Origin of the sequence: Bradyrhizobium sp. NAS96.2 (genome assembly GCF_001908235.1) — a bacterium.
In the GTDB taxonomy this organism is placed as follows: domain Bacteria; phylum Pseudomonadota; class Alphaproteobacteria; order Rhizobiales; family Xanthobacteraceae; genus Bradyrhizobium.
Window position 1 is genome coordinate 1 of sequence record NZ_LGHK01000237.1, and the last position, 16,014, is coordinate 16,014.

At 66.3% G+C, this 16,014-nt stretch carries 12 protein-coding genes and 1 pseudogene; all 13 read right to left on the reverse strand.

Translation table 11 applies throughout. The features are described from left to right. Positions 1-1,180 (reverse strand): cell division protein FtsZ (gene ftsZ, locus AC628_RS36635; protein ID WP_074131535.1); only part of this gene is annotated, 1,180 nt, incomplete at its 3' end. An 89-nt stretch (positions 1,181-1,269) separates the two neighbouring features. Beyond that, positions 1,270-2,586: a cell division protein FtsA gene (gene ftsA, locus AC628_RS36640; protein ID WP_074131536.1), complete on the reverse strand. Its 1,317-nt coding sequence runs from the start codon at positions 2,584-2,586 to the stop codon at positions 1,270-1,272. Then, complete coding sequence (locus AC628_RS36645) at positions 2,583-3,590, reverse strand: cell division protein FtsQ/DivIB (protein WP_074131537.1); 1,008 nt, start codon at positions 3,588-3,590, stop codon at positions 2,583-2,585. Before AC628_RS36645 ends, ftsA begins: the two co-directional genes overlap by 4 nt. Then, a pseudogene (locus tag AC628_RS45660) lies at positions 3,530-3,851 on the reverse strand (D-alanine--D-alanine ligase); the annotation flags it as partial. The gene AC628_RS36645 and the pseudogene AC628_RS45660, both read right to left, overlap by 61 nt. Positions 3,852-3,922: 71 nt before the next feature. After that, entirely contained in the window at positions 3,923-4,909 is a 987-nt protein-coding gene (locus AC628_RS36650) for a D-alanine--D-alanine ligase family protein (RefSeq protein ID WP_074131538.1), read from the reverse strand. Further along, positions 4,909-5,826: a UDP-N-acetylmuramate dehydrogenase gene (gene murB / locus AC628_RS36655; RefSeq protein WP_074131539.1), complete on the reverse strand. Its 918-nt coding sequence runs from the start codon at positions 5,824-5,826 to the stop codon at positions 4,909-4,911. Before murB ends, AC628_RS36650 begins: the two co-directional genes overlap by 1 nt. A 270-nt stretch (positions 5,827-6,096) precedes the next feature. Further along, positions 6,097-7,500, reverse strand: coding sequence for a UDP-N-acetylmuramate--L-alanine ligase (murC, locus tag AC628_RS36660; RefSeq protein WP_074131540.1), 1,404 nt, complete (start codon positions 7,498-7,500; stop codon positions 6,097-6,099). A gap of 120 nt (positions 7,501-7,620) precedes the next feature. Continuing rightward, on the reverse strand, positions 7,621-8,721 hold the full coding sequence (gene murG, locus AC628_RS36665; protein ID WP_074131541.1) for an undecaprenyldiphospho-muramoylpentapeptide beta-N-acetylglucosaminyltransferase: 1,101 nt from the start codon (positions 8,719-8,721) through the stop codon (positions 7,621-7,623). A gap of 141 nt (positions 8,722-8,862) precedes the next feature. Beyond that, on the reverse strand, positions 8,863-10,014 hold the full coding sequence (ftsW, locus tag AC628_RS36670; protein ID WP_074131542.1) for a putative lipid II flippase FtsW: 1,152 nt from the start codon (positions 10,012-10,014) through the stop codon (positions 8,863-8,865). A gap of 468 nt (positions 10,015-10,482) precedes the next feature. Next, positions 10,483-11,883 carry a UDP-N-acetylmuramoyl-L-alanine--D-glutamate ligase gene (murD, locus tag AC628_RS36675; RefSeq protein WP_074131543.1) on the reverse strand — a complete coding sequence of 467 codons (1,401 nt, stop codon included), beginning with the start codon at positions 11,881-11,883 and terminating at the stop codon, positions 10,483-10,485. Positions 11,884-11,891: 8 nt separating this feature from the next. Then, complete coding sequence (gene mraY, locus AC628_RS36680) at positions 11,892-12,998, reverse strand: phospho-N-acetylmuramoyl-pentapeptide-transferase (RefSeq protein WP_021077241.1); 1,107 nt, start codon at positions 12,996-12,998, stop codon at positions 11,892-11,894. A gap of 10 nt (positions 12,999-13,008) precedes the next feature. Further along, positions 13,009-14,442, reverse strand: coding sequence for a UDP-N-acetylmuramoylalanyl-D-glutamyl-2,6-diaminopimelate--D-alanyl-D-alanine ligase (locus tag AC628_RS36685; RefSeq protein WP_074131544.1), 1,434 nt, complete (start codon positions 14,440-14,442; stop codon positions 13,009-13,011). Next, complete coding sequence (locus AC628_RS36690; RefSeq protein WP_074131545.1) at positions 14,439-15,908, reverse strand: UDP-N-acetylmuramoyl-L-alanyl-D-glutamate--2,6-diaminopimelate ligase; 1,470 nt, start codon at positions 15,906-15,908, stop codon at positions 14,439-14,441. The genes AC628_RS36685 and AC628_RS36690 overlap by 4 nt, the downstream gene beginning before the upstream one ends. Positions 15,909-16,014: the final 106 nt, after the last annotated feature.

The window sequence follows — 16,014 nt, forward strand, 5'->3', positions numbered from 1 at the left end:
CTAGTGCGGCGCGCTCGACCGCCGGACGCTGCTGGGGCGCCGCAGCCTGAGCCGCAATCGGAGCGACCGTCACGCCGGTCGGCGGCTCCAGCTTCTGGGCACGCTCGGCCATGCGCTGATTGTCGGCACGCAGGCGGGCGGTCAGGTCGGCCAGCCGGCTCTCCGGCGAGCCGCCCTGCTGCTGCGCGGGCGCCTGGGCACGGGAAGCGATCGCGGCCTGCTCGATGCCGGTCGCGACCACCGAGACGCGAATGATGCCGTCGAGCGATTCGTCGAAGGTGGCGCCGACGATGATGTTGGCGTCGGCGTCGACCTCTTCGCGGATGCGGGTTGCGGCTTCGTCGACCTCGAACAAAGTGAGGTCCTTGCCGCCCGTGATCGAGATCAAGAGGCCGCGGGCGCCCTTCATCGAGCTGTCGTCGATCAGCGGGTTGGCGATCGCAGCTTCGGCGGCGGTCAGCGCGCGCTTCTCGCCGGTGGCCTCGCCGGTGCCCATCATCGCCTTGCCCATCTCACGCATCACGGCGCGGACGTCGGCGAAGTCGAGGTTGATCAGGCCTTCCTTGACCATCAGGTCGGTGATGCAGGCGACGCCCGAATACAGCACCTGGTCGGCCATCGCGAACGCGTCGGCGAAGGTGGTCTTCTCATTAGCGACCCGGAACAGGTTCTGGTTCGGAATGATCAGGAGGGTGTCGACCACCTTGTGGAGCTCGGAAATACCGTGCTCGGCGGTGCGCATCCGGCGCTGACCTTCGAAGTGGAACGGCTTCGTCACCACGCCGACGGTGAGGATCCCCATCTCGCGGGCAGCCTTGGCGATCACGGGCGCAGCGCCCGTGCCGGTGCCGCCACCCATGCCGGCGGTGACGAACACCATGTTGGCGCCGGTGAGATGATCGCGAAGCTCGTCCATGACTTCCTGCGCGGCCGCGGCACCGACATCGGGCTGCGAACCGGCGCCGAGGCCTTGGGTGACCTGGGTGCCCATCTGGATGATGCGCTGCGCCTTCGACATCGTCAGCGCCTGTGCGTCGGTGTTGGCGACGACGAAGTCGACGCCCTGCAACCCGGCGGTGATCATGTTGTTGACGGCATTACCACCCGCGCCACCGACGCCGAAGACGGTGATCCGCGGTTTCAGCTCGCTGATGTCAGGGGGTGTCAGATTGAGTGCCATGGTTGCCTCTCTCGATTATGCGCGCGTTGGTTCGTCCCGGCCGCTGGCCGCAGGAGCTGGTGAAAATGCAATGAGCCGGGGTGCGGTCATCAGAAGCCCTCGCGAAGCCATCGTCCGACCTTTCCGAAGTAACCGTCTGTCCCTGTCCTGAGCTGCCGCGTGCGCCGCGGTTCGACATGTTCAAGATGAGCGTATTGCGGATAGACCAGGAGACCCGTCGGCACCGAGAACGAGGCGCCCTTCGCCTCGTTCGGGAGCCGGCCGAAGCCGAGCGGGCGGCCGATGCGGACCTGCCGGTTCAAGATACGGGTGGCAAGCTCGACGGTCCCGGTCAGCTGCGACGCACCGCCGCTGAGCACGACGCGCGCCCTCGGCTCTGCCGCAAAGGGGGAATCCGCGAGCCGGTCACGGACCATTTCAAAAATCTCCTCGGCGCGATGCCGGACAATGTTCGCAATCGTGGCGCGAGATACGATTTGCGGGGTCTCCCGATCATCGCCTGCAGTGGGAACGGACATCAGCTCGCGCGAGTCCGAACCGCCGGTCAGCACCGTGCCGTATAAAGTCTTGATTCGCTCGGCATCCGCAATGCACGCACCGATGCCGCGCGCAAGATCCATCGTGATGTGTTGCCCGCCGAGCGCAAACCCGGATGCGTGCACGAGGCGGCCGCCGGAATAGGTCGCGATCGTCGTCGAGCCCGCGCCCATCTCGACGACGGCAGCGCCGAGGTCCGCTTCGTCGTCGGTCAGCACCGACAGCCCCGCGACATAGGGGCTCGACGCCATGGCTTCGACGTTGAGATGGCAGCGCTCGACCACCAGCATCAGGTTCTTGGCAACCGTCGCGTCCGACGTCACCACGTTCATGTCGACGCCGAACTGGCGCGCCACCATGCCCCTGGGATCGCGGATGCCCTTGACGCCATCGAGCGCGTAGCCGACCGGCAGCGCGTGCAGCACGGTGCGGCCGGCGCCGGCGGCGTGGCGCATGCCGGCCGAGGTGACGCGGCTGATGTCGTCCGCGGTCACCGAGCCGCCGCGGATATCGGCCGCGGCCTCAACCAGCTGGCCATGCTGTCTGCCGCCGGAGACCGACAGCAGGACGGACTCGACACGGACCTTGGCCATGCGCTCGGCCAGCGCCACGGCATGGCGCACCGCCTTCTCGCATTCGGCGAGATCGACGACGGAGCCGGCCTTGACGCCGCGCGACTGGATCTGGCTGTAGCCGATCAGTTCGACCGCATGGGTGCGGCCACGCAGCGCCTCGTTCGGCGGCGACGGCTTGAGCCGCGCGATCATGCAGGCGATCTTGCTGGAGCCGACGTCGAGCGAAGCCACCATCGCGGTGCGCTTCTGCATCGGGCGGGTCTTCGGGGTCAGATTGCGATCGAGGCCGGTCATGCGGAGTCACCCGGCTTCTTCTTGGACTTCTTGTCCTTGAACAGATCGTCACGCGCCTTGCCGGCTTCCTCGGACAATTGCACGATCAACCGATCGGGCAGCCGCATGTCGACGGCGACAATGTCGCGCGAGAACAGCTTCTCGTCCTTGTCGAGCTTGGAGAGCGCGGCCAGCGCGTTGCCGACATCGTTCTCCGGCAGGCGGACGTCGAGACCGTCCTTGAGGCGCAGGTTCCAGCGCCGCTCACCGACGAAGATCGCGGCCTTGGTCACCGAACGCACCTGCGGATAACGGTCGAGCAGCGCCAGGAAGTCCTGAGCGCGGGTGTCCGCGCCCTTGCCCACCACCAGCGGCAGATTGAGGAAGCGGCGCGTGACGTAAGGCTCGAGCACCGCGCCGTCGGAGGCGATCACCGACAGGCGGCCGTTCTGCTGCCACAATGCGAAGGCGGTGCGCTCGACGATGTCGATCTGCAGCCGGCCCGGATAGAGCTTGAGGATCGTGGCATCCGCGATCCAGGGATTGGCCTTCAGCTTGGCGCGCACGGTATCGGCATCGAGGAACAGCAGCGAGGAGCGGCCGTTGACGCCGCCGATCGCGAGCACCTCGTCTTGGCTCAGCTGCTTGCGGCCGTTGATGCCGACCGTGGTGATGCGGAAGCCTGCGGAATTGGCCAGCGCGTTGCGGGTGTCGCTCAGCGCGGTGGTGAACTCCTCGACATGGCCGCCCCGGACGATGCCGAAGCCCAGGCTGCCGAACAGGATCGCAAGCGTCGCGACCAGGCCGATGCGGCGCGGCAGATAGCGTTCGACCATCTGGATGTAGCGGTTCGGCGGCTCGCGATCGATCACTTGCGGCCGCTTGGCGGAACGCAGCCGGCGGCGAGCGAGATGGGCGCCGACATACTCGCGCAACAGCACTGCCGCTCCAATAGCGGCTGCTCTCAGGTCAGCTTGAGGCCCCAGCGATCGCAGCGATCGGGTGAGGCGTCCTGCACCATCCATTGCACGAGCTCGTCACATGTTGTGCCCGCAAACCCCGCGGGTCCCGGCACAAATCACGTCTCGGCTAGACCGGTGGGATTAGAGTGGCCCCCTGTCCCCTGGTTGCGATCCTCGAAGCGGTAATCCGCGACAGCTCACGCCCCGGCAGCCAAGCGCTACATGCGCCGCCAGCGTTAACCTTCGGGCTTCCTGGTAAACAAACGGTAAATGAGTTCGGCCTGGAGTGTATTTTGATCAACGCTTTGAGTACTTTGCCGCGAACCCGTTAGCATTTTAGCAACAGCACCGGGTTCCATCCGGCCGAGTCGGGCGGGTTCCCCACCCAGGCGGCCTTAACTCCTGGCTCGGCGGCGGCCGAGTTCGACCTGGTCGTTGAGGAAGTCGGCAAAGGCAATGCCCTGTGCTTTCAAGGCCTTAGGGTACAGTGATGCAGCGGTGAGCCCGGGCAGCGTGTTGGTTTCGAGGTAGACCGGGCCGTTGGCCGACACGATGAAATCGCTGCGCGAGTAGCCGGTGCAGGACAATGCCCGATGCGCCCGCAACGCATGATCCATGATCGCGGCGCTGACCTCGGGCGCGAAGCGGCCGGGACAAATCTCCTGGGTCGATTTCAGGAGGTATTTGGCTGTGTAGTCGAAGCCCCCCTCCGCCGGCACGATCTCGATCGGCGGCAGCGCGAACACGCTGCCGTCGGATTGCTCGAGCACGCCGCAAGTCGCCTCCACGCCCGACACGAACACCTCGATCAGATAGTCTTCATGCTTCGCGGCATTGCGGACGGCGACGAGGTCCTGCTTGGCGTTGACGAAGATCAGACCGTAGCTCGATCCGTCCTTGGCGGGCTTTGCGATCAGCTTGCCGTACTTTGCGAAGGCGTCGTCGATCTGTTCGACGCTGATGCCCTGCGGCGCGTTGATGCCTGCGATCGCGGCGAAGCGCTTCGCCGACGGCTTGTCGAAGGCCAGATGCGACGACGCCGAGCCGGAGCCGGTGAACGCGACGCCGCGCATTTCGCACATCGCCTGCAATTCGCCATTCTCGGCGCGGCCGCCGTGCAGACCGAGCACGAGCACGCGCTGCTCGGCGCTTGCCTTGTCGAGCGCCTGGTCGAGCGCGATGCCGGGATTATCAGGCTTGAAGTCGACCTCGAACGGCCGCGCGTGACCGAGCAGCTGTTCGGACGTCACCGCATGCACGGTGTCGTCGACGTCCCAGAACCAGAGCTCCGCGCCGGGCAGCGCGCGATGCAGCGCCTGCGCGCTCGCCACCGAAACCAACCGCTCCTTGTTGGTGCCGCCGAACAGAATGGTCACCTGCATCAGCTATTCCCGATCCGCTTGATTTCCCAGTGCAGCTCAATTCCGCTGTTCTGCTTGACCCGCTCGCGCACCGTCTCACCGAGGCTCTCGATGTCATGGCCGGTGGCGTTGCCGGTGTTGATCAGGAAATTGCAGTGCATCTCCGACACCTGCGCGCCGCCGACCTTGAGGCCGCGGCAGCCGGCGGCGTCGATCAGCTTCCAGGCGCTGTTGCCGGGCGGATTCTTGAAGGTCGAGCCGCCGGTCTTCTCGCGGATCGGCTGCGCGGTCTCGCGATGAGCCTGCACCTCGTTCATGCGGGCGCGGATCGCATCCGTATCGGTGATCCTGCCGCGGAAGCGCGCGGAGGTGAAGATAACAGACGGATCGACGCCGCTGTTGCGATAGACGAACTTCATGTCGGCATTGCCGAACGTGTGCTTGCTGCCGTCGCGGCCGATGCCGGTCGCCTCCACCAGCACATCCTTGGTCTCGCCGCCATTGGCGCCGGCATTCATGCGCAGCGCGCCGCCGACCGTACCGGGAATGCCGAAGAAGAATTCCATGCCGCCAATGTTTGCAGCCGCTGCCGTCTCGGCGACGCGCTTGTCGAGCGCGGCGGCGCCGGCGGTGACGACATCACCGTCCGCACCGGTCTCGCCGAAGGCACGCGGCGCCAGCCGGATCACGACGCCCGGCATGCCGCCGTCACGCACGATCAGATTGGAGCCGACGCCGACGACATAAACCTGCAGCTCCTGCGGCAGCCGCTTCAGGAAGTAAGCAAGATCGTCTTCATCCGCCGGTGTGAACAGCACCTGCGCCGGGCCGCCGACGCGAAACCAGGTCAGCTCCGCCAGCGACTGGTTGGCCAGCAGCCGCCCGCGCAGCTCCGGCATCGTGGCTTTCAGGTCGGGCGTGATATCGGGGAAGGTCATGTCGCGGCAATCGACGCACGAGCTGGATTGAGAGCATGTCGCGCTGCGTTTTGCGCCAGCACCCGGGGCTTACCCCTCTCCCCAGCCCTCCCCCGCAAGGGGGGAGGGAGCCCGACCGGTGTGCTCACCTCACTTGGCATCACAACCCCATTCTGACTCGTTGCACGAGTCAGGGAAGCACCGGCGGATGGGTTCCCTCCCCCTTGCGGGGGAGGGTTAGGGAGAGGGGTGAGCCGCACGGGCGGTGTTCGTGAAGGGCGACGACCATCATCACCCCAGCGCCTTCAGTTCGCCGGGCAGTGCGTAGGCCCATTGCGTGATGTTGCCGGCGCCGAGGCAGACGACGAGGTCGCCCGACTTGGCGAGACCCCGAACGATCTTGGCGAGCTCGCCCGCGTTCGGCAGCGGAACCACGTTGCGATGGCCGTGGGCGCGCAGGCCCGCGGCGAAATGATCGCGATCGATGCCTGCGATCGGCGCCTCGCCGGCCGGATAGACCTCGGCGACCACGACCGCATCGGCGTCGTTGAAGCAGGTGCAGAATTCCTCGAACAACGACTGCAGGCGGGTGTAGCGATGCGGCTGCACCACGGCGACGATCTTACCGTTGGTGGATTCCCGCGCCGCCTTCAGCACCGCTGCGATCTCGACCGGATGATGGCCGTAGTCGTCGATCACGGTGACGCCATTGGTCTCGCCGGTCTTGGTGAAGCGCCGCTTGACACCGCCGAAGCCGGCCATGGCCTGGCGGATGACGTCGTCGGACACGCCGAGCTGATGCGCGACCGCGATCGCCGCTGTCGCATTGGATGCGTTGTGGCGCCCCGGCATCGGCAGCATGATGTCGGCGATCTCGTGCGTCGCGCCGGTCTTGCGATCGCGGATCGCCACCTTGAATTTCGAGCCGCCGCCCATCGGCGTCAGATCCATCAGCTGTGCATCGGCCTGCGGGTTCTGACCGTAGGTGATGATGCGGCGGTCCTCGATCTTGCCGACGAGGGTTTGCACCACCGGATGATCGGTACACATCACGGCAAAGCCGTAGAACGGAACGTTCTCGACGAAATTGCGGAACGCATCCTGGATCGCCTCGAAGGTCTTGAAATGATCGAGATGCTCGGGATCGATGTTGGTGACGATGACGACGTCGGACGGCAGCTTCAAGAAGGTGCCGTCGCTCTCGTCGGCCTCGACCACCATCCAGTCGCCGGCCCCGAGCCGCGCATTGGAGCCGTAGGCATTGATGATGCCGCCATTGATCACGGTCGGATCGAGCCCGCCGGCGTCGAGCAAGGTCGCCACCATCGTGGTCGTGGTGGTCTTGCCATGGGTGCCGGCGATCGCGACGCAGCTCTTCAACCGCATCAATTCCGCCAGCATCTCGGCGCGCCGCACCACCGGAATGCGCCGCGCACGCGCCGCCATCAATTCGGGATTGTCGCGCTTGATCGCAGTCGAGACCACGACCACATCGGCGCCGTCGACATTCTCGGCAGTATGGCCGACCGAGACCTTGGCGCCCTTCTTGCGCAGCCGGTCGAGGTTGTAATTATCCGACGCGTCGGAGCCTTGCACGGTGTAACCGAGATTGATCAGCACCTCGGCGATGCCGCTCATGCCGATGCCGCCGATCCCGACGAAGTGAATGGGTCCGATCTCGCGCGGCAGTCTCATGTTGCTAACACCTTCATCGTGTCCGGGTTCACCCGGCGATCCTCCGACTTATGAAAGACTGATATGGCCGGGACAAGCCCGGCCATGGCGTCCCATAGCCGAAAATTCCTCGAAAGCGGCCTAAATTCCAGCCACTTTCGCCACCAGATCGGCGAGCCGCTCGGCGGCATCGAGCCGGCCGACGCCGCGGGCGGCCTCCGCCATCGCGGTCAATTTTTGGGGCTCGGCGGCAAGGGCCGAGGTCTCGGCCGCGAGCCGTTCCGGCGTGAAGTCGCTCTGCGCGATGCGCAGCGCGCCGCCTGCCTGCGACAGCACGCCGGCATTGGCGAACTGGTCCTGATCGATCGCGCCGGGCAGCGGCACCAGGATCGAGGGCCGGCCGATCGCCGCGAGCTCGGCGACGGTGCCGGCGCCGGAGCGCGAGATCACGAGCTGGCTCGAGGCCAGCCGTGCCGGCAGGTCAGCGAAGAACGGCGCGAGCTCGGCGTTGATCTTAAGCCGGTCGTAGACCGCGCGTACCCGGTCCATGTCCTCTTCGCGCACCTGCTGGGTGATGATCAGGCGGCTCCACAGCGCGGGATCGAGCTGCTCGATCGCCGGCGGCACGATGTCGCTCATCACCCGTGCACCCTGGCTGCCGCCGACGACGAGCAGGCGCAGCGGCCCGTTCAGCTCAGGCGCCGTGTACTTCACCGCAGCTGCCGCAAGGATGGCAGGACGCATCGGCGTGCCGACCGTGGTGGCCTTGCCGGCGAGCGCGGGATCGCGATCGAGCACGCCGGGCAGCGAGGTGGCGATCGCGTTGACGCGGCCGGAGAGGAAGCGGTTGGCGCGGCCGAGCACCGCATTGGCATCGTGGATGATGCCGGGAACGCCGAGCATCCGCGCCGCCACGAGTGGCGGCAAGGTCGGGTAGCCGCCGAAACCGACCACGGCCGCGGGCTTCAGCCGGCGCACCACATTGGCGGCAACCAGCGTGCCGTAGCCGAGCATCAGCACGGTCCGCGCCAGCGAGATCGGGTTGCGGCTGCGCACGGTCGCGCTCGGCACGAGCTCGATGCTCTCTTTGCCGAACAGGCCGGAGTAGCGCAGCGCGCGGCCGTCGGTCGCAAGGCGCACCCGCAGGCCACGCCTGATCAATTCCACGGCGAGCGCTTCGGCCGGGAACAGATGGCCGCCGGTGCCGCCGGCCGCCAGCAGAATCAGGGGCGGGTTGTCCATGGTCGCCTTTTACATCGTCATTGCGAGCGAAGCGAAGCAATCCACAACGCCGCGAAACGGATGGATGGATTGCTTCCGCCTTCGCCAAGGCTGCGGCGGACAAGTCGTCGCTTCGCTCCTCGCAATGAGAACAAGGGTCACCTACGCGTAGGCGCGCTGCGCGCTGGCGCCTTCCATCGATTCGATCTCGGTCCGCGGCCGCTGCCGCGTCAGCGCCAGCATCATGCCGACGCCATAGGCGAGCGAGACGAACGAGGAACCGCCATAGGAGATGAACGGCAGCGTCATGCCCTTGGCCGGGATCAGTTGCAGATTGACCGCCATGTTGATCGTCGCCTGCACGCCGAACAGAATCGCAAGCCCCGATGCCGCAAAGCGCGAGAACATGTCCTCGGTGGCATAGGCACGCGTCAGCGTGCGGATCACGATGAAGCCGAACAGCGCGACCAGCATCAGGCAGAGGATGATGCCGAATTCTTCCGCCGCGACCGCGAACACGAAGTCGGTGTGGCTGTCCGGCAGGCTGCGCTTGGCGATGCCCTCGCCCGGCCCGAGCCCGAACCAGCCGCCGTTCCAGAATGCCTCCATCGCAGTGTCGACCTGGAAGGTGTCGCCGGAGGCGGGATTCATGAAGCGCTTGATGCGGCCCGCGACGTGGGGCACCAGCAGATAGGCGCCGAACAGGCCCGCGCCAGCCGCGCCGGCGAGCCCGAACACCCAGATCATCCGCATGCCCGCGATGAAGAACAGCGCGCCCCACACGGTGAGGATCAGCATGGTCTGGCCGAAGTCGGGCTCCATTACCAGGAGCGTAACCAGCATCATCAAAAGTACCAGCGCCATCGAGGTCGCCGGCATCTCCGGCCGCTTGGTCGATTCCGCAAACAGCCACGCCGCAACGATGACGAAGGCGGGCTTGGCGGCCTCGGAGGCCTGGATGTTGACGCCGAGCAGCGTGATCCAGCGCCGCGAGCCTTTGACCTCGGGCCCGACCAGGAGCGTGAGCACGATCAGCGCGATCGATACCGCGAACACGATCAGCGCGGTGCGCCGGATCTGCCGCGGCGTCATGAACGACACCCCGATCAGCACGATCAGCGACGGCACCAGGAACATGACGTGGCGGTTGAAAAAGTGGAACGGATCGAGCCCGATCCGGGTCGCGACTGGCGGGCTCGCCGCCAGCGACAGGATCACGCCGGCCAGCATCAACGCGGCGATCGCCACAAGCAGCAGCTTGTCGACGGTCCACCACCAGTCCGAGAACGGGGTGCGTTGGTCACGGGCGAGCATGGGCGTCCCCAGATGGCAGAGATAACGTCCATTCGTGGCGCAGGATGGTTTCCAAGGGGTTAACGGGTTGGGTAACTTTTGAGGGAGGTGGTTCGGGGCCCATCCGCCGCTGTCGTCCTGGCGAAAGCCAGGACCCATAACCACCGCATTCGGTGATGAGCGGGATCGCGGCCCCAGCATGCGCAATCATTCTCATTTGGGGTAATGGGTCCTGGCTTTCGCCAGGACGACGATGGAGATGGGTCTCGATTCAAGATATCAAACAGCGCGGTGTCATCACCCGCGCATGCGCGCATGCGGGTGATGCAGTATTCCAGAGGCAGCAGTGCTTGGACCGAGAGGCCGCGGCGTACTGGATCGCCCGGTCTCCTCTTCGCGAGAGCTCGCGAAGCGAAACCCATCGATTTATACCCGCGGCGCCAATGATGGGTTTCGCTGCGCTCTACCCATCCTACGATATCGGAAACGTCACACCACCGGCTTGACGCCGGGCAGCGCCTGGACGATGTCGCGGAAGGCGGTGCCGCGGATTTCGAAATTGCGGTACTGGTCGAACGAGGCGCAGGCCGGCGACAGCAGCACCACCGCTTCGGGAAGCCCCGACGCCTCGGCATCGCGCGCGGCGCTTGATATCGCGACGTCGAGCGTGCCGGACATCTCGTGCGCCACGCGGTCGCCGAGCGTGCCGGAGAATTCGGCCGCCGCCTCGCCGATCAGATAGGCCTTGCGGATGCGCGGAAAGTATTCGGTCAGGCTGGTGATGCCGCCGGCCTTCGGCTTGCCGCCGGCGATCCAGTAGATGTCGGCGAAGGACGACAGCGCATGCGCGGCCGCATCCGCGTTGGTGCCCTTGGAGTCGTTGACGAACAGCACGTTGCCGCGACGGCCGACCTGCTCCATGCGGTGCGCCAGACCCGGGAAGCTGCGCAGGCCGTTCTGCAAGACATCGGTCGAGACGCCGATCGCCAGCGCGCAGGCCGAGGCGCAGGCGGCGTTCTGCGCATTGTGAAGGCCACGCAGCGAGCCGATGCCCCCTAGCCGCGCGATCTCGCTGCGCGCCGCACCCGACGCACGCACGATGGTCTCGTGCTCGACATAGAGGCCGTCGGGCAGCGGGTTCCTCACCGAGATGCGCACCACGCGCTTGCCGGCGCGATCGAGCCGGTCGGCGATGTTGCGGCACCAGATGTCGTCGACACCGACGATGGCGGTGCCGCCCTGCTGCACGCCGGCAACCAGCCGTTCCTTGACCGCGGCGTAGTGCTCCAGCGTGCCGTGGCGATCGATGTGGTCCTCGCTGATGTTGATCAGGATGCCGACCGAGGGATCGAGCGACGGCGCGAGGTCGATCTGATAGGACGACATCTCGATGACATGGACGCGGCCCATCCGCGGCGGCTCCAGCGACAGGATCGCGGTGCCGATATTGCCGCCCATCTGGGTGTCATAGCCGGCGACCTTCATCAGATGCGCGATCAGCGCGGTGGTGGTCGATTTGCCGTTGGTCCCGGTGATGGCGACGAACGGTGCGTTCGGCGCGTGGCGGCGCCGCTCGCGGCAGAACAATTCGACATCGCCGATCACCTCGACGCCGCCCTCGCGCGCCTTCAGCACGCTCCAGTGCGGCGCCGGATGGGTCAGCGGCGCGCCGGGGGTCAGGATCAGCACGGCGAAATTCGCCCACGATACTGCGCGCAGATCGGCGGTGGCGAAGCCGGCCTGCGCCGCCCTTACGACATTGTCGGCATCGTCGTCGGCCGCGATCACCTCCGCACCACCGGCCTTCAGCGCGTGGCAACTCGCAAGGCCCGAGCCGCCGAGCCCGAACACCGCGACCGTCTTGCCTGCGAAAGAGGTGACCGGGATCATGGCGACGCTCAGCGCAACTTGAGGGTGGAGAGGCCGGCCAGCGCCAGCATCACCGAGATGATCCAGAACCGGATCACGATCTGCGGCTCGGTCCAGCCCTTCTGCTCGAAATGATGGTGCAGCGGCGCCATCCGGAACACGCGTTTTCCCGTGAGCTTGAACGAGGTCACCTGGACGATGACCGAAACCGCCTCGAGCACGAACAGGCCGCCGATCACCGCGAGCACGATCTCGTGCTTCACCGCAACCGCGGTGGCCCCCAGCATGCCGCCGAGCGCGAGCGAGCCGGTGTCACCCATGAAGATCGAGGCCGGCGGCGCGTTGAACCAGAGGAAGCCCAGGCCCGCGCCAAGCACCGCGCCGCATAACACCGCCAGTTCGCCGGTGCCGGCGACGTAATTGATCTGCAGATATTCCGAGAACACCGCGTTGCCGGTGAGATACGAGATCATGCCGAAGCTTGCCGCCGCGATCATGACCGGCACGATGGCGAGACCGTCGAGGCCGTCGGTCAGGTTCACCGCATTGCCGGCGCCGACCATGACGAAGGCGCCGAAGATCACGAAGAACCAGCCGAAATTGATCACGAGGTCCTTGAAGAAGGGAATCACGAGCGAGGTCGATGACACGTCGCGCCCGAGCCGGACCAACGCGTAGGTGGCGGCGAGCCCGATCACCGCCTCGATCAGCAGGCGGAGCTTGCCGGCGAAGCCGCTGTGTGACTGCTTTGTGACCTTCAAATAATCGTCATAGAAGCCGACGAAGCCGAAGCCGAGCGTGACCGCGAGCACGATCCAGACATAGGGGTTGAGCGGGTTGGCCCAGAGCAGCGTCGACACCACGAGCCCGGACAGGATCATCAGCCCGCCCATGGTGGGCGTGCCCTTCTTGGAGATCAGATGCGACTGCGGACCGTCGGTGCGGATCGGCTGGCCCTTGCCCTGCCGCAGCCTCAAGTGATCGATGATCCAGGGCCCGAACAGAAACACGAACAGCGCGCCGGTCACCATCGCACCGCCGGTGCGGAAGGTGATGTAGCGGAACACGTTCAGGGCGCTACGGAACGCCCCAAACCCCGGAACGGTGTTGGACAGCTCGATCAACCAGTAGAACATTCAAAGGGTCCTATACCGCTTCTTCGTGCGCGGCCTTGTCGGGGAAGCGCTTTTCCAGCGCGCTGACAATGAGCTTCATCTTCGATCCCAGCGAGCCCTTCACCATGATCACGTCACCGGCACGGACCGCGGCGACTGCCTGCGCCTCGAGCGCCGCCGAGCTCTCGGCATAGCCTCCCCGCTTGCCGGTGGAAAGGGCATCCCACAAATTCCGCATCAGCGGACCACAACAATATACGAGGTCGATGCGGTTGGCGGTCACGGCCTCGTTGAGGCCGCGGTGCAGCTCGGGCCCGGTCGGCCCGAGTTCGAGCATGTCGCCGAGCACGGCGATGCGCCGGCCGTGCGCGCCGGTCGGGGCCTGGCCAAGCACGTTGAGCGCGGCCCCCATCGAGGCCGGGTTGGCGTTGTAGCTCTCGTCGATCAGCGTCGCCTCGCCATGGCCGACCTCGAGCGTGCGGCGGAAGCCGCGGCCGGTCGGCGCCTCGAGCTGCGATAGCGAAAGCGCCGCGCGCGCGATATCAGCGCCGAGCAGCGAGGCGCCCGCCAGCACCGCGAGCGAGTTCATCGCCATGTGGCGGCCGGGCATGCCGATCTTGTAGGTGATGTCGTGATTCAGAATATCCGCATGCACCGCCGAGCAGGTCGCGTGCAGCGAGAGGTCGAGCAGCCGCGCTTCAGCGCGCTTGTCGCTGCCGAACGAGACGATACGCGAGATGCCGGCCTTCTTCGCCTGCTTCTGCAGCCGCGCGAATTGCCCGTTGTCGCGGTTGAGCACGACCGCGCCATCGGGCTCGAGGCCTGCAAAGATCTCCGCCTTGGCGTCGGCGATCGCCTCGATGCCGGCGAAGAATTCCAGATGCACCGGCTCGATCGTGGTGATGACGGCAACATGCGGCCGCACCATCTTCACCAGCGGCGTGATCTCGCCCGCATGGTTCATGCCGATCTCGAACACCGCAAAGCGCGTGCTTGCCGGGCAACGCGCCAGCGACAGCGGCACGCCCCAGTGATTGTTGAACGACGCGACCGAGGCATGGGTCTCGCCTTGCGCCGACAGCACGCGGCGCAGCGCCTCCTTGGTCGAGGTCTTGCCGACCGAACCGGTCACCGCGATGATCTTCGCATTGAGCCGCGCGCGCGAGGCATGCGCGAGCTCGACGAGGCCGGCGAGCACGTCGTCGACCACCAGCAGCGGCGCATCAGTGGGAAACTTGTCGCGTTGCGCGGCCTCGACCACGGCAAGTCCGGCGCCGGCCTTCAGCGCCGCCGCGACGAAGGCATGGCCGTCATGGACGTCGCCCTTGATCGCGAAATACGCCTCGCCCGGCGCGATGGTGCGGCTGTCGATCGAAAGACCGGTGACGCCGTCCGGCAGCGTGCCTTGCGTCGTGGCGCGCATCGCCGTCGCCATCGCATCCGAGGTCCACAATAGCGTGCTCATGCGCCCTCCCCGGCCAATGCATTCGCGACGGCTTCATGATCGCTGAACGGCAGCGTCGTGCCGCCGACGATCTGCCCGACCTCGTGGCCCTTGCCGGCCACGACCAGCGCATCGCCTGGCTCGAGGCCGGCGATGCCGGCGCGGATCGCTTCGGCGCGGTCGCCGATCTCGCGCGCGCCCTTTGCGGTCGCCATGATCGCGGCGCGGATCGCCTCCGGCTTCTCGCTGCGCGGATTGTCGTCGGTGACGATAATTTGATCGGCGTTCTCGGCCGCGATCGCGCCCATGATCGGACGCTTGCCGGCATCGCGATCGCCGCCGGCGCCGAAGATCACGACCAGCCTGCGCTTCGCATAGGGACGCAGCGCCTGCAGCGCCTTGGCGAGCGCATCGGGCTTGTGCGCATAATCGACGAAGATCGGCGCGCCATTGTGCTCACCGACGAATTCAAGCCGGCCTTTTGCGCCTTCGAGATGTTCAAGCGTGCCGAACACAGCATCGGCCGCGCTGCCGGTGCCGATCGCAAGTCCGGCCGCGACCAGCGCGTTCTCGATCTGGAATTCGCCGACCAGCGGCAGCCGGATCGCGTAACTGCGTCCGCGGTGCGCGATCGCGAGCTTCTGGGCGAAGCCTTCGATTGCCGCATCGATGAGCTTGATGCCCTCGGTGGCATCGGCGTTGCGGCCGACCGTGATGATGCGCAAGGCCCGCGCGCGCGCCGCCTCGATCACCTCTCGCGAACAGTCGTGATCGGCCGAGATCACCGCCGCGCCGCCATCGGCGACGAGATCGCGGAACAGCCGGAGCTTGGCGTTCAGGTAATGCGCAACATCGGGATGATAATCCATATGGTCGCGCGACAGGTTGGTGAAACCTCCGGCCGCGATGCGGACGCCGTCGAGCCGATACTGGTCGAGGCCATGCGAGGAGGCCTCGAACGCCAGATGCGTGACACCGTCGCGCGCGATCTCGTCGAGCTGGCGATGCAGCGCGATCGGATCGGGCGTCGTCAGCGAGCCGTAGACGGTGCGCTTGTCGGAGACGAGGCCGATGGTGCCGATGCTCGCCGAGGAGTGACCGAGCCGCTGCCAGATCTGGCGCGTGAAAGCGGCGACCGAGGTCTTGCCGCTGGTGCCGGTCACCGCCGCGATCGTCGCGGGCTGGCGCGGGTAGAACTTTGCGGCGGCGAGCGCCAGCGCACGGCGCGGATTTGGCGTTGCGACAAACGGAACGCGAAGCGGCACCTGCGGCGGATGGTCGCCGGCAATCGCAACCGCGCCTGCGGCAATCGCCGCATCGATGAAGCGCGCACCATCGGTCTTGCTGCCCGACAGCGCGAAGAACAGATCACCCGGCTTCACCGCACGGCTGTCGACCGCAAGGCCTCCGACCATGACAGCGTCGGCACTTGGATCGATCCTTGGATCAATCGTGGCATCGGCGCTGAAGAGGTCGCGAAGTCTCATGATCTTCCAGTCTGGCCGGCGCCGTTCTGGCGCCGCTATTTGAGCATGATCCGATCGGAAAACCGCTTCGCAGTTTTCGCTAACGCGGCCGTTCCGGTCCGGATCA